Origin of the sequence: Brachybacterium sp. AOP3-A1-3, from assembly GCF_052378285.1 — a bacterium.
Taxonomy (GTDB): Bacteria; Actinomycetota; Actinomycetes; order Actinomycetales; family Dermabacteraceae; genus Brachybacterium.
This window is the reverse complement of the sequence record NZ_JBQSXM010000002.1, coordinates 191,210-204,211: the sequence shown is the minus strand read 5'-3', so window position 1 is coordinate 204,211 and position 13,002 is coordinate 191,210. Positions and strand designations below refer to the sequence as shown.

The 13,002-nt window shown below is 70.3% G+C and carries 11 protein-coding genes; 5 read left to right on the top strand and 6 right to left on the bottom strand.

The features are described 5' to 3' along the window. Nucleotides 1–22: 22 nt before the first annotated feature. Nucleotides 23–1,552 carry a polysaccharide pyruvyl transferase family protein gene (locus tag ACT3T5_RS03720; protein WP_444593646.1) on the bottom strand — a complete coding sequence of 510 codons (1,530 nt, stop codon included), beginning with the start codon at nt 1,550–1,552 and terminating at the stop codon, nt 23–25. 213 nt (nt 1,553–1,765) lie between these two features. Here ACT3T5_RS03720 and ACT3T5_RS03715 point away from each other — a divergent pair, with 213 nt between their 5' ends. From ACT3T5_RS03715 to ACT3T5_RS03695, 5 genes are all read left to right on the top strand, one after another. After that, nucleotides 1,766–2,380 (top strand): TetR/AcrR family transcriptional regulator, encoded by a 615-nt coding sequence (locus tag ACT3T5_RS03715; RefSeq protein ID WP_444577561.1) that lies wholly within the window; start codon nt 1,766–1,768, stop codon nt 2,378–2,380. After that, entirely contained in the window at nt 2,380–4,107 is a 1,728-nt protein-coding gene (locus ACT3T5_RS03710) for an MDR family MFS transporter (RefSeq protein WP_444593645.1), read from the top strand. Before ACT3T5_RS03715 ends, ACT3T5_RS03710 begins: the two co-directional genes overlap by 1 nt. Before the next feature lie 96 nt (nt 4,108–4,203). After that, nucleotides 4,204–6,087 (top strand): DNA helicase RecQ, encoded by a 1,884-nt coding sequence (gene recQ, locus ACT3T5_RS03705; RefSeq protein ID WP_444577564.1) that lies wholly within the window; start codon nt 4,204–4,206, stop codon nt 6,085–6,087. 103 nt (nt 6,088–6,190) lie between these two features. Further along, nucleotides 6,191–7,324 (top strand): hypothetical protein, encoded by a 1,134-nt coding sequence (locus tag ACT3T5_RS03700; protein WP_444577566.1) that lies wholly within the window; start codon nt 6,191–6,193, stop codon nt 7,322–7,324. Between the two features lie 103 nt (nt 7,325–7,427). Then, nucleotides 7,428–8,108 carry an NUDIX domain-containing protein gene (locus ACT3T5_RS03695; RefSeq protein WP_444593644.1) on the top strand — a complete coding sequence of 227 codons (681 nt, stop codon included), beginning with the start codon at nt 7,428–7,430 and terminating at the stop codon, nt 8,106–8,108. Nucleotides 8,109–8,126: 18 nt separating this feature from the next. Here ACT3T5_RS03695 and ACT3T5_RS03690 read toward each other — a convergent pair whose 3' ends face one another. From ACT3T5_RS03690 to ACT3T5_RS03670, 5 genes are all read right to left on the bottom strand, one after another. Beyond that, a complete protein-coding gene (locus tag ACT3T5_RS03690; protein ID WP_444577569.1) occupies nt 8,127–9,434 on the bottom strand; it encodes an RNA polymerase sigma factor in 1,308 nt (435 codons plus the stop codon). After that, nucleotides 9,431–9,802, bottom strand: coding sequence for a YciI family protein (locus ACT3T5_RS03685; protein WP_444577571.1), 372 nt, complete (start codon nt 9,800–9,802; stop codon nt 9,431–9,433). Before ACT3T5_RS03685 ends, ACT3T5_RS03690 begins: the two co-directional genes overlap by 4 nt. Nucleotides 9,803–9,946: 144 nt before the next feature. Beyond that, a complete protein-coding gene (locus ACT3T5_RS03680) occupies nt 9,947–11,041 on the bottom strand; it encodes a metallophosphoesterase family protein (protein ID WP_444577572.1) in 1,095 nt (364 codons plus the stop codon). 99 nt (nt 11,042–11,140) lie between these two features. Further along, complete coding sequence (locus ACT3T5_RS03675; protein WP_444577574.1) at nt 11,141–12,394, bottom strand: heparan-alpha-glucosaminide N-acetyltransferase domain-containing protein; 1,254 nt, start codon at nt 12,392–12,394, stop codon at nt 11,141–11,143. A 132-nt stretch (nt 12,395–12,526) separates the two neighbouring features. After that, a complete protein-coding gene (locus ACT3T5_RS03670; protein WP_444577575.1) occupies nt 12,527–12,916 on the bottom strand; it encodes a hypothetical protein in 390 nt (129 codons plus the stop codon). Between the last annotated feature and the right edge of the window lie 86 nt (nt 12,917–13,002).

Genomic DNA, 13,002 nt, shown 5'->3' with positions numbered 1-13,002 from the left:
CCCGCGCTGTCGACCTCGCCGCTCAGCGGTCCTTCCGGGGGCGGGAGACGGCGTCCTTCAGCCGCGTCGGAATGCGCATCGCGCGCTGTGAACGATCCGTCGCCTCGTCTGTCAGCCGCGAGAGCGTCACGAGGCGCTTGTCCAGCCTCGCCACCTGCCCCTCGGCCTTGATCGCCCGCTGCTCCGCGGCGTCAGCGCGCCGCTGGGCTGCCTCGAGGGTCTTCTCCGCCTCGTCCAGGCGTCGGCTCAGCTCGGCGATCTGGCCCTGAGTCGCCGTCTGACGCTTGGTGGCCTCCCGACGGATCGCCGCCTGCGCCTGCTTCCGTCGCACGTCCCTGTCCTGCAGCACCGCGTGCCGCTGCGTCGCCTCCGGTGACTCCCCGACCCATGTCGGCCGCACCACGGGCTGGAACGACGTGCTCTCGATCTTCCGCTCGTAGCCCGCGAGGGCGGTCTCCTGACCCGGGTCGTAGATGTGCTCGAAGCCGTTGTCGTGGATGAAGTCGCTGAGGACGCCGAACCGTTCGGCGTGGCCCCGGTTGAACTCGGTGAAATCCGCGTGGGAGTACAGCTCCTCCACCGAGCGGGGCTCGTGCTCTGCGTCGCGGATCACGTACGGGATGCCGTGGTGCTGCGCGAGCTCGAGAGTGCGCGAGTCATGGGCCAGCATCACGCTGGGGGTGCCACCGAGCACCGCGGCGATGTTGCCGTGGGCCCGCGCCCCGAAGGAGAACGCCATCTGCGACATGCGCTCGATCCACGGATAGGCATCGACGAACATCTCCGCCCGCGCCGAGGTGAACTGCGGGTGGCTCCGAGCCAGCGGCAGGCGCGGATCGGAGCCGGCGAAGGGATCGGTGGCCCAGAGCATGAGCCCGAGGGAGCCGTGCTCCTGCGCCATGTACGTGGCCCGATAGTGACGCTCCGCATCCTCGATGAGGTCCCCTCCGAAGGGGTCCTTGGTCTCGAGGTTGTACGCGATCTGCGCCCCGCGCTCGAGGTCCTCGGGCACGTCGACCTGATGCCCGGGCCCGTGCAGCGCGAGCGATGGGCAACCGACGACGACCACGTCGTGGAATCCCAGCGAGCGCAGGTAGTCCGCCGTCCTCTCTCCCCGCACGGACAGGGCGCTGGACCCGTTCAGCACCGCTCGCGCGAAGCGCTTCACCGTCGGCTCCATGGCCTTGAGCGCCGCGGGGTCGCCGTCCATCGGGAGCTGCGCGCCACCCGAGAGCATCAGGAAGGGGATCGTCAGGCGCTCGAGGAACTCTGCGGTCCGCAGCAGCTGACCCTCGAACTCCGGGCGGAAGGCGTTGGCCAGCGGCAGGATGAATCCGTCGTACTCATCGTTGACCGCATCGGCCATCTTCGCGGTGATGCGGTAGTAGTTGGCGTCGACCTCCGTGTCCCGGGTGGAGAAGAGCTTGTGCGCGGCGGCTCCGTAGACGAGGTTCCCGCTGTTGGTCCCGAGCAGGTTCCGGTCCAAGGTGTGGAAGGCGTCGACGACGTCGAACGGCGTCTTGCCGAGACGCATCAGGTATCGGGTGGTCATGGAATCGCTCTCTCTGGACACGGCAGGCGCACGGCCGCTGCGGGACCGACATCGCTCCTCCCCGCCGAGGCTACTGGGCCGGGCGGGGCGACGAGCGGAGTTCGGGAAGAACGACTCCGACGCCTGCCCCGACGCTCCGGCCCGCCCCACCTGTGAGGCACGAGGCGCGGGAACCCTCTTGAAGTGAAGTTGCATGAGTGCAAAACTGCACTGGTGCAAACAGTTGAGTCCGGTCTTCGCCAGCGGCAGCGTCTCGAGACGCTCCGCGGTCTCCACCTGGCCGCTTCCGAACTGGCTGAGGCGGCCGGCCTCGCCGCGGCGACGGTCGATGCGATCGCCGATCGTGCCGGAGTCTCCCGCCGGACGTTCTTCAACTACTTCGCCAGCAAGGAGGACGCGATCCTCGGGCTGGTCCCGCCGCGCGTCCCCGACGAGGTCCTCGAGTCCTCCTTCGAGGACAGCACGGACACCGATGACCTGCGCCGTGCCGTGCACCTGCTCGTCGCCACGGCCCGCGCCTCGCGCATGACCGAGGGCGGCTACGCCCGGCGCCGGGAGCTCGTGGACCGCTTCCCCGAGTTCAACCACCGTCTCAAGCGTCAGGCGCAGGAGATCCAGGAACTCGTCCTCGATCAGCTCACCGAGCAGGACTCCCTGCTGAGCGGGCACGTCGAGGGCCCCCTCGACAGAGCCCGCGCACTGGTCCTGATGGCCGCATCCATCATGCGTTTCGCCTACGAGAGCGATCCGCGAATCCTCGAGGAGGAGAACCTCTCCGCCTTCGACCACTCGATCTCCGTCTTCCGCTCACTCCTGAAAGAAGCCTGATGTCCACTCGCGCTGACACCCACGCGCGGCCGCACTCCCCCACCGAGGAGTCGACCCCCTCGACCAAGACGATCGTCCTGCTCTTCGTCGGCCTCATGGTGACCATGCTGATGGCCTCCCTCTCGCAGACGATCCTCTCCACCGCCCTGCCCACGATCGTGGGCCAGCTCGGCGGCGTCGAGCAGATGACCTGGGTCATCACCGGATACATCCTCGCGTCGACCGTGATGATGCCCGTCTACGGGCGCGTCAGCGACCTGTTCGGCCGCAAGCCCGTGCTGATCGCTGCGGTGCTGCTGTTCATGATCGGCTCCGTCGTCGGCGGGCTGGGCAACAGCATGGCGCTGCTGATCATCGCCCGCATCATCCAGGGCCTCGGCGGCGGCGGGCTGATGATCCTCTCGCAGTCCGCGATCGCGGAAGTGGTCCCGGCGCGGGAGCGCGGCAAGTACATGGGCGTCATGGGCGCGGTGTTCGCCGTCTCCTCCGTCGCCGGTCCCCTGGTGGGCGGCTGGCTCACCGAGGGCCCGGGCTGGCGCTGGGCGTTCTGGCTGAACCTCCCCCTCGGCGTGCTCGCGATCGTCGCGATCGTCCTGTTCCTGCACCTGCCCGCGCCGATCCGTACTCAGCGACCGAAGATCGACTACCTCGGCATGATGCTCATCGCCGCCGCGACCGTCGCCGTCGTGCTCGTGTGCACCTGGGGCGGAAGCCAGTACGCGTGGCTCTCCCCGCAGATCATCGGGCTCCTCGCCGCCGCACTCGTGCTCGGAACCCTCTTCGTCCGGGTCGAGGCCACGGCCTCGCAGCCCGTCATCCCGCTGGACCTCTTCAAGAACCGCAGCTTCGTGCTAGCCACCCTGGCGGGCCTGCTCACCGGCGTCGCGATGTTCGGTGTGCTCAGCTACATGCCCACCTACATCCAGATGGTCGCCGGGGTGGACGCCACCGTGGCGGGCCTGCTCATGATCCCGATGATGGGCGGCCTGCTGATCTCGTCGATCGTCTCCGGCCAGCTGGTCACCCGCACCGGCCGCTACAAGATCTTCCCCCTCATCGGCTCGGCGATCATGGCCGTCGCGCTCTATCTGATCTCCACCATGACCCTCGAGACCAGCAATGTCGTGATGTGCACGTACATCGGCATCTTCGGCATCGGCCTGGGGCTCGGCCAGCAGATCCTGATGCTGATCGTGCAGGATGCGTTCCCGGTGCGGATCCTCGGCACCGCCACCGCCTCCTTCAACTACTTCAAGCAGGTCGGCGCCACGATCGGCTCGGCGATCGTGGGCGCGGTGTTCGCCTCCCGCCTGGCGACCCTGCTCACCGAGAACCTCTCCGCGGTCGACCAGCCGTCCGGTGCCCCCGGCGGGGCGCTCGACGTGAACGGGCTGACCCCGTCCGCCGTCGCCGATATGCCCGATGCGTTCCGCATCCCGATCATCACCTCGTACAACGAGGCGCTGCTGCCGATCGTGCAGTGGCTGATCCCGGTCGCCCTGGCTGTCGTCGTGGTCATGCTGTTCGTGAGGGAGAAGGCCCTGTCGACCAGCATCGACCGCTCCGTGGACGAGTCCTCGGTGGTGGGCACCGGCGACGGGGCCGCCATCGCGGCCTCGGCGCTCACCGAAGCCACCGTCGAAGATGCCGAGCACCCGCACGGGGACGACGAGCACGAGACCGGGAACGTCTCCGGCGACCGGGTCCCGGTGTCCTCCGACAGCTGACCACCGGTCGCCGGCCGCCGGCCGCTCACACGCCCGCCGTCCACACCGATCCCGCCCGGTCCCCACCCGTCCCTGCCGACGAATACAGTGGCCACCATGGATTCTCCGCGCACCGCCGACCCGATCTCCGCCCTCCGCGAGGGCGATGCCGAGCAGACGGATGCCGCACTCCAGGTCCTCTCGACCGTCTTCGGGTACGACTCGTTCCGCGGCGAGCAGGCCGAGATCATCGAGCAGGTCGCCGGCGGCGGGGACGCCGTGGTGCTGATGCCCACCGGCGGCGGCAAGTCGCTGTGCTATCAGATCCCCGCGCTGCTGCGCAGCGGCACGGGCGTGGTCGTCTCCCCGCTGATCGCGCTCATGTCCGATCAGGTCGCCGCGCTCGAGGCCGTCGGAATTCGTGCGGCCTACCTCAACTCCACGCTCGAGCGGCACGAGGCCCAGGCCGTCGAGCAGCAGCTGCTGGCCGGCGAGCTCGATCTGCTCTACATGGCGCCGGAGCGTCTTGTACTCCCGCGCACCATCGACCTGCTGCAGCGAGCCCGGCTCTCCCTCGTCGCGATCGACGAGGCGCACTGCGTCTCCCAGTGGGGCCACGACTTCCGCCCCGACTACATGGGGCTGTCGGTGCTGGCCGACGCCTTCCCGGGCGTCCCGCGGATCGCGCTGACCGCGACCGCCACCGAGGCCACCCACCGTGAGCTCACCGAGCGTCTGCGGATGGAGGACGCGAAGCACTTCGTCTCCAGCTTCGACCGCCCCAACATCCAGTACCGGATCGAGCCCAAGGCCTCCCCGCGCGAGCAGCTGCTGAAGCTGATCACCGCGGAGCACGAGGGCGAGTCCGGCATCGTGTACTGCCTCTCGCGCAAGAGCGTCGAGACGACGGCGGCCTGGCTCTCCGAGCGCGGGATCCCGGCCCTCCCGTACCACGCGGGGCTCGACGCCCGTGTGCGCCAGGACCACCAGGAGCGGTTCCTGCGCGCCGAGGGCCTGATCATCGTGGCGACCATCGCCTTCGGCATGGGCATCGACAAGCCCGATGTGCGCTTCGTGGCGCACCTGGACCTGCCCAAGTCGATCGAGGGCTACTACCAGGAGACCGGCCGTGCGGGGCGCGACGGTCAGCCATCCACCGCGTGGATGGCCTACGGCCTGGGGGACATGGTCAGCCAGCGCAAGTTCATCGACTCCGGCGAGGGCGACGAGACCTTCAAGCGCAACGCCCGATCGCATCTGGACGCGATGCTCGCCCTGTGCGAGACGGTCTCCTGCCGGCGCGTGCAGCTGCTGCGCTACTTCGGGCAGGACTCCGAGGCGTGCGGCAACTGCGACATCTGCCTGAGCCCGCCGCAGACCTGGGACGCGACCGTGCCCGCGCAGAAGCTGCTCTCGGCCCTGATCCGGCTGGATCGCGAACGCGGCCAGAAGTTCGGTTCCGGTCAGATCATCGAGGTGCTGCTGGGGCGGGAGAACGACCGTTCCCGCCAGTCCCGGCACGAGGAGCTGAGCGTCTGGGGCATCGGGGCGGAGCTGAGCGAGAAGGAATGGCGCTCGGTGATGCGTCAGCTGATGGCACGCGGCATCGTCGATGCCGAGGGCGACTACGGAGTGCTCGTCCCCGGGTCCCATGCCGGTCCGGTGCTGCGCAGCGAGGTCACCGTCGAGCTCGCCGTGGACCGCAGCCCGGCGAAGGCCACGCGCTCGCGATCGTCGCGCAGCGGTGGCGGGGGCGGATCCCGCGCCGCCGAGGGGCTGGAGATCGCCGAGCGCGAGCGCTTCGAGGCCCTGCGCACCTGGCGCACCTCGGTGGCGAAGGAGAAGCAGATCCCTCCGTACATGGTGTTCTCCGATGCCACGCTGGTCGCGATCGTCCAGTCCCGGCCGGAGTCGACCGGTGCCCTCGCCGGCATCAGCGGGGTGGGGGCGAAGAAGCTCGCGGAGTACGGCGATGCCGTGCTGGAGGCCCTCGGCGTGTAGATCGTCCGACACACGGCGGTCTCGATCCGGCATCGTTACCGGTACCAGAACCCGATGCGGATATCCTGAGCACTTCCGTCAGCGAAGTTCCAGGAGCTCCCCCGTGTCCCAGCCCCCCGCCTCCCCCATGCCCCAGTACGGCGGCCCGATGTCCACCCCGCCGTCGTCCCCGATGCCGCCCCCTCCGCCGCCGAAGAAGAAGCGCACCGGCCTGATCATCGGCATCATCGCGGGCGCGCTCTTCCTGATCGTCGCGGTGATCGTGGTGATCGCCCTGATCATCTTCTTCGCCGTGCGCAACGGTGGCGGCGGCGACACCACGGGCGGCGGCGGCGGGGACAAGGCCGCGACGCCGGAGGAACAGGCCACGACCCTGGTCACCGACTACATGGATGCCCTGGTCGCCGGGGACTCCGCCGCAGCTTTCGAGCTCGCGGCCGATCCGAGCGGGAGCGACGAGGTGCTGCCCGCGGCGGCCTATGACGCGGCACTCGCGGCCGCACCGATCGCCGACGTCGTCGTGGAGGCCCCCGCGATGGAGCCCGAGGGCATCGACGGCACCGTGCCGGTGTCGTTCACGGTGGGCGGCGAGGCGACCACCTACGACTTCACCGTGAGCGACTACGACTCCGACGAGGTCTTCGAGCTGGATTCCCCCATGTGGTCCACCTACACACCGGATTCCCTGGCCGGGCTCGGTGCCACGATCAACGGCGAGGAGCTGCCCACGGATGTCAGCCTCGCGATGCTGCCGGGGTCCTATGAGATCGCCTTCGGGGTGGAGGGCTTCGCCCCCTCGGTCACGGATCCGATGGTGTACACCGACTACGACACCGACGTCGAGTGGCCCGAGGCGACGCTGACCGACGACGGCCTGGCCACCTTCCGCGCCGCGGTGCAGAAGTCGGTCGATGCCTGCATCGCGCAGGACACCCTGAAGGCCGGCTGCGGCATCGGCGAGCTGCCGGCCACGACCGATGACGGCTACACGCTCACCGACGGCACGGTGAAGCGGTCCCTCCCCGAGGACAGCCAGCGCACCATCGACAAGATGACGGCGACGCCCAGCTACGACGAACCCACCTTCGTCGAGGGCGAGTACATCGGCAGCATCGACACGACGATGGACTGCGAGAAGGACGGCAAGAAGGGCACCTGCGAGATGTGGATGGGCGGCGGTCTCGGCACCCCCTCCGTGGACATGGCAGATCCCGAGCATCCCGTCACCTGGAGCTGATCCGGAGCGGGACGGAACGACCTCGGAGCGGACCAGCACCTCGTGCTGGTCCGCTCCGCTGTTCCCCGCTCCGTCCGTCGTACCCCTGCGGCACACTGAGCGCATGACCCTCGAACCCTCCGACGACGCCGTTCCCGCGGAATTCCGCGAGCATCGCTGGCAGCGCGGCACCTGCCCACGCTGCGGCGGCGGCCAGGTGCTCCACCGCGTCATCGGCATGCCCGTGCCCGGGGCCATGGAGTCGTCCCCGTCCTGGGTGGTCTGGGCGGGCTGCACGGGCCTCGGCCCGGATCGTGAGTGCGGTGGCTGCGGGCACTCCTGGTGGGCTCACGACGTGGGCTTCGCCGACGACGAGGAGGAGCCCGAGGACCCGGCACCCCTGCGGGTGGTCGGCGCGGTGATCGTGCGCGACGACCGGTTCCTCGCCGCCCGGCGCCGCCCCGGGAAGAGCGCCGGCGGTCGCTGGGAGTTCCCCGGCGGCAAGATCGAACCGGGCGAGTCCCCGCAGCAGGCCCTGATCCGCGAGCTCCGCGAAGAGCTCGGCGTCGAGGTCACGGTGGGATGGCTGCTCGGCCGCGGGGAGGCCGACGCCGGTGACCGCGACCTCCATCTCGACTGCTATTGGACCCGCCTGGACCACGACGGCCCGCTCGCCAGCACCGACCACGATCGGCTCGAGTGGGTCACCCGTGATCAGCTGGCGACCAGGGACTGGGCCGACGCCGATGTCCCCGTCGTCGCCCGGATCCTCGAGGGTGCCGAGCCGCGGTTCGATCGCCGCTGACCGTGAGGCCGCTCCTGCTCAGCTCGTCCGGAGCAGCTCGCGCAGCAGGTCCGACTCCCCCTCGCCGCCCGGGCGCTCCAGCGCCGCGCGGAAGGCCGGGACGGCCCTGTCGTGCTCGCCCAGGCGGCTGAGCAGCTCACCGCGGATGACATGGAACGGACGGTGCGCATCGAGCTCCTCCGCGAGCGGCTCGAGGTCTGCGAGGGCCGCGGCCGCACCGTCGGCCTCCGAGATCGCGACCACCCGCGCGAGCTGCACGATCGCTGTGGGCCAGTGGACCAGCAGGGCGTCGTAGAGCTCGACCACCTCGCGCCAGTCGATGTCCTCGTGCCGCTCGGGCACGGCGACGCACGCCGCGATCGCACCCTGGAGCAGATAGGGGCCGCGCCCGCCCTGGGCGAGCGCGCCGACCACGAGACGGTCCGCACGATCGATCAGCTCGCGATCCCACTGCGCACGATCCTGCTCCGCCAGGGCGATCGGACGGCCGCGTGCGCCGGTGCGGGTGGAGGCGCGTGCCCGCAGCAGCAGGGCCTGGGCGAGCAGGCCGCGCGGTTCCGTGCGTCCCGGCAGCAGGTCCACCAGCACCTCGAGCGTGTGCACCACGGTGTCGAGCACAGCGGCCCGCGACCCGGAGCCCTCCGGGGCCGGGCCCGGGGCCGCTCCGCCCGAGCCGGCTCCCGTGGCCAGCAGCACCGAGAGCACGTCCAGCACGTCGACCAGCCGGGAGTCGAGCTCCTCGGCGGGCGGCACGCGGCACGGGATGCGACTGAGGCGGATGCGCTTCTTCGCCCGGGTCAGCCGGGCCGCCATCGTCGAGGTCTGCACGAGGAACGCGGCGGCGATCTGCTCGGTGCTGAGCCCACCCACGAGGCGCAGGGTCAGGGCGATCCGCGAGGTGGGGGCCAGCGCGGGGTGGGCGGCGAGGAAGATCAGCCGCAGCCGTTCGTCGAGCACGACGGGAACGGACTCGTCCTCGATCCGTCGGTGGCCCGGGTGCTCGTCCTCGTCCCCGTCCTCGTCCTCGTCCTCAACTCCGTCGCCGGCACCGTCCCACACCAGCAGGGGCAGCTTGCGCTGCAGGGTCTGCGCGCGCCGCATCACGTCGAGCGCACGACGACGGGCCGCTGTGGTCAGCCAGCCTGCTGGGTTCTCGAAGACACCGCTGCGCTCCCAGGTCTCGAGCGCCTGCGCATAGGCCTCCTGCACGCTGTCCTCGGCGAGGTCGAGATCGCGGGTCAGCGCGACCGTCGCCGCGAGCACCGTGCTCCAGTGGGCACGGTGCGCCGTGGCGACGGCCGCCGCTGCGGCCCCGGGGTCCGTCACGCGGGGATGCTCCCGTGCACGCCGGGCTGCTCCTCGGCGCTCATGGGGCGCACCTCGACCCCGCCTCCCTGATGGATGATCGGATTGCGCCGTGCCACCGCGATCGCGGCGTCCAGATCGGGCACCTCGATCACGTAGAAGCCGACGATCACCTCGTTGACCTCCACGAACGGGCCGTCCACGAGGCTGTCGGCACGGATCGAGGTGGTCGCGTCGTGGTCCTCGAGCGGGCTGCCGAAGATCATCACGCCCTCGTCCACCAGCTCCTTGCCGTGCGCGTCGTGCTCGGCCATCTGCGAGGCCAGCACCTCGGGATCGGTCGTGGCCTGATCGGTGGGGTGGTACAGGAACACGGTGTAACGGGCCATCAGGATCATCCTCCTTGCGAGGCGGCGTCTCTCGCCGTCCTCACCCTGTTGTCGAACGGGATCGGCAGAATCGACAGTGCTGCAGATTCGATAGTGCTGAGACATCGACAGTCCTGCGACATCGGCTGCGCCCCGGGCGCCGGCTCAGCGCACCCCATCGGGGAACTCGGCCGGCTCGCCGGGCTGCGCCGCCGCGTCGAGGTCGATGCCGTAGTCCGCGGCGAAGCGCAGCTCGGTCCCGGCGTAGACCTCCTCGGCACTCTCGTCGAGATGGAACACGCGGGCTCCGCGCACGCGATGGTTCTCGGCTCCACCCGCGCCGTAGGCGCCGAACCCCGTGCCGGGACCGTAGCCGAGCTGGATCCCGTAGTAGTTCCCGACATAGGTGTTGATGTGGTCGTGGCCCACGAACAGGCCCTTCACGTCGCCGCGCTGCTGCATCGCGGCGAACATGCCGGAGTTGAACGGGCCGGGGCACTCGTCCTCGTTCCGCTCCCCCTCGAGGGAGTGCTTCGCCACGGCGCGGGCGTGATCCGCCTCGGTGCGCGAGTCGACGCTCGCGAACCACATGAAGCGGTGCTCCCACAGGGCGATGTGCTGGAACACCAGACCGGGGACCACGGCGGAGTTCTTCCGCTCGAGCTCCTCCGAGGTCCGCAGATACCACTGGATCTGGTCGGGGCGCAGCCAGTCCCAGTCCGGGTAGCCCTCGAAGTCCTGGCCGGCGATCTTCTCGGGCGCATAGCGGCCGGAGTCCAGGAGCCACAGGGCGAAGGCATCGGAGCGGCCCTTCCCTGTGGCCTTGTCCTTGCCTCCCTGCCCTCTGCCCCTCGAGGAGCCGACGGTGAGCACCTGGTTCCCGCTGCCGGTGATCCCCTTCGCGCCGGGGGTGTTCACGTTGTGGGGGTACTGCGCGACGAAGTCCAGGTAGCCCTGCTCGTCCAGGCCGGTCGTCGCCGTGGAGTCCTCGTCGTGGTTGCCGAAGGTGATCGCCCACGCGATGCCGCGGTCCTCCATCGGCCGCACGACGTTGTTGATCGCCTGCTTCGCCTCGAGCTCGGTGGTGGGTGAGCCGTCGATGACGTCGCCGTTGATGACCACGAAGTCCGGCGTCACGTCATCGAGCACGGCCTCCTGCAGGGCGATCGTGCGCACGTCGGTGCGGTGGCCGTCCTGGGTGTCGTTGAACTGGACGACGGTGAACGTGCCGTCGTCGCGGAAGCTCAGGTCTCCGCGCACGATCCCCTCCTTCGGGTTCCTGACGTGCGCGCCCTTCGTGGGCGCTGCAGAGGCGGAACCCATCATGCCTGCTGCGACGAGCCCTGTCGCGCACTTCGCTCAGGAGCGCACGAGGCGTCGGCCGATGCGGGCCAGCAGCGCCTCGAGCGGTCCGCGCGCGCCCCGCGCGGCGAGCACCGCACCGAGCCCGACGGCGAGCGCGAGATGCACCGTGAGGATCCCGAGCCCGGCGACGTACCAGGGCATCGAGGTCAGATCCCCGCTCGACACCAGCACCGCGGTGATGAGCGCGACGCTGGTGAGCGCCACGTGGATCACGTACAGCGTCAGCGGGGCCGCTCCGGCGCTGCGCAGGATCCGGGCGGGCCGGCCCACAAGATGCCGACCCGGTGGGAGCAGTCCGATCGCGACGGCGATCAGCACCACCGCGACCCCGCCCGTGGCGAGCATGTCGCCCAGCGTGCCGGTGTGGGGCGCGGCCTGGTACCAGGCACCCGGGGTCGCGGCGCCGAGAGGACCTGCCACCACCGGCAGGACGTACCCGATCACGGCGGCGACGGCGCCGCTCGCGGCGGCGAGGACGGCGGCTCGCCGGGCCCGCCCGCTCTGCCGGGCACGCAGCAGGCACCGCATGAGCACCACCCCGAGCAGCAGGTACGGCACCCAGGTGATCAGCGGGTACTGGCCGGTGAGCGCGATCCCACGCAGCACCGTCAGCGGTTCCCCGAGGCTGAGCAGGGTCACGGTCCCGAACTCGACGGGGCCCGGGACGCTCTGGGCGAGGGGGCGCCCGCCCACCGCGAGCACCGCGATGAGCGGCACGAGGAGACGGGTGGGCACCAGCAGCAGGGGCGCCGTGATCATCATCGCCAGGCCGAACGGCACCAGCACCACCATCACCGAGGAGGGCAGCAGCTCCAGCAGCAGACCGATCAGGGTCACGCAGGCGCCGCGCACCATGACGGAGGCGACGGCGCCGCGGCGATCACCGCGCTCCAGCCGGCGTCGCGTGGCGAGCACGAGGCTGCAGCCGCCGATCACGGCGAAGAGCGTCGAGGACGGTCCTTCGGTGAGCACGTGGGCAACCCGGGCGAGCGGCCCCTGGATCCCTCCGACATCGGGCATCAGCGCCAGCGGCGCCAGCAGGTGAGCGGTCATCATCCCGATGATCGCGAGCAGACGCACCAGGTCGAGCGCCTCGATCCGATCCGACGCGGGGCCGGGCTCGTGCGTCGAGTCAGGGCTGGCTCCGAACGAGGGGTCGGCTGTGGTCGCGGGCACGGTCCCGAGCACCGTCGTCGTTCGGTCCCCGGCGACGGGGTCCGGTTCCGGGAGGCAGGAGGTCGATGTCATGCCTCCAGGTTTCCGTGCACGGCCACCGAGCACGTCGGAGCACGGGTCGACCCCGGATCCTCCTCGGGGAGGAGTGCAGGGGGAGGACGTAGTCCCTCCGTCGGACCCACCGTCCCCGCCGTCCCGACCGGCTCAGCCGGTCCGCACCGTGTCCAGCACGATCGACTCGTCACCGACCTCGGTGCAGGTGAAGGTGGTGTCTACGACCGTGAAGCTCTCTCCGGCGGCGCAGACAGGTTCCTCACCGCCCACCTGGAGGGTCGCCGTGCCACCCTCCGTGGCCTCGACCAGCCGTATCCGTTCCGTCGTCCCGTTGTTCTCGGTCCCCTCGCCGGCGTCCAGCGGGCGCGGCAGCTCGTAGAACTTCGTACCGGAGATCTCGATATGGCAGCTCGAGTCCGTCTCGCAGGTCGAGCTCCAGCTGTCACAGGCCGCGAGCGGGATGGTCAGCCCGACGATGGCGAGGCCGAGCAGCACGTGCCTGGGCCTGCGACGACGACTGGTTCGGGGTCCGGTGCTCATGCTCTCTCCTGCTCTCTCCTGCGCGTCCTGTGTGGTGACCGGCCATGTGTCCAGACACCGTAGCGGGAATCGGCGCGCTGCGACGC

What these genes read in the sequence shown, in the direction of transcription:
- ACT3T5_RS03720 (WP_444593646.1), bottom strand. Translation starts at nt 1,552, where the DNA reads ATGACCACCCGATACCTGATGCGTCTCGGCAAGACGCCGTTCGACGTC.
- ACT3T5_RS03710 (WP_444593645.1), top strand. Translation starts at nt 2,380, where the DNA reads ATGTCCACTCGCGCTGACACCCACGCGCGGCCGCACTCCCCCACCGAG.
- ACT3T5_RS03685 (WP_444577571.1), bottom strand. Translation starts at nt 9,802, where the DNA reads ATGGCCCGTTACACCGTGTTCCTGTACCACCCCACCGATCAGGCCACG.
- ACT3T5_RS03695 (WP_444593644.1), top strand. Translation starts at nt 7,428, where the DNA reads ATGACCCTCGAACCCTCCGACGACGCCGTTCCCGCGGAATTCCGCGAG.
- ACT3T5_RS03675 (WP_444577574.1), bottom strand. Translation starts at nt 12,394, where the DNA reads ATGACATCGACCTCCTGCCTCCCGGAACCGGACCCCGTCGCCGGGGAC.
- ACT3T5_RS03670 (WP_444577575.1), bottom strand. Translation starts at nt 12,916, where the DNA reads ATGAGCACCGGACCCCGAACCAGTCGTCGTCGCAGGCCCAGGCACGTG.
- recQ (WP_444577564.1), top strand. Translation starts at nt 4,204, where the DNA reads ATGGATTCTCCGCGCACCGCCGACCCGATCTCCGCCCTCCGCGAGGGC.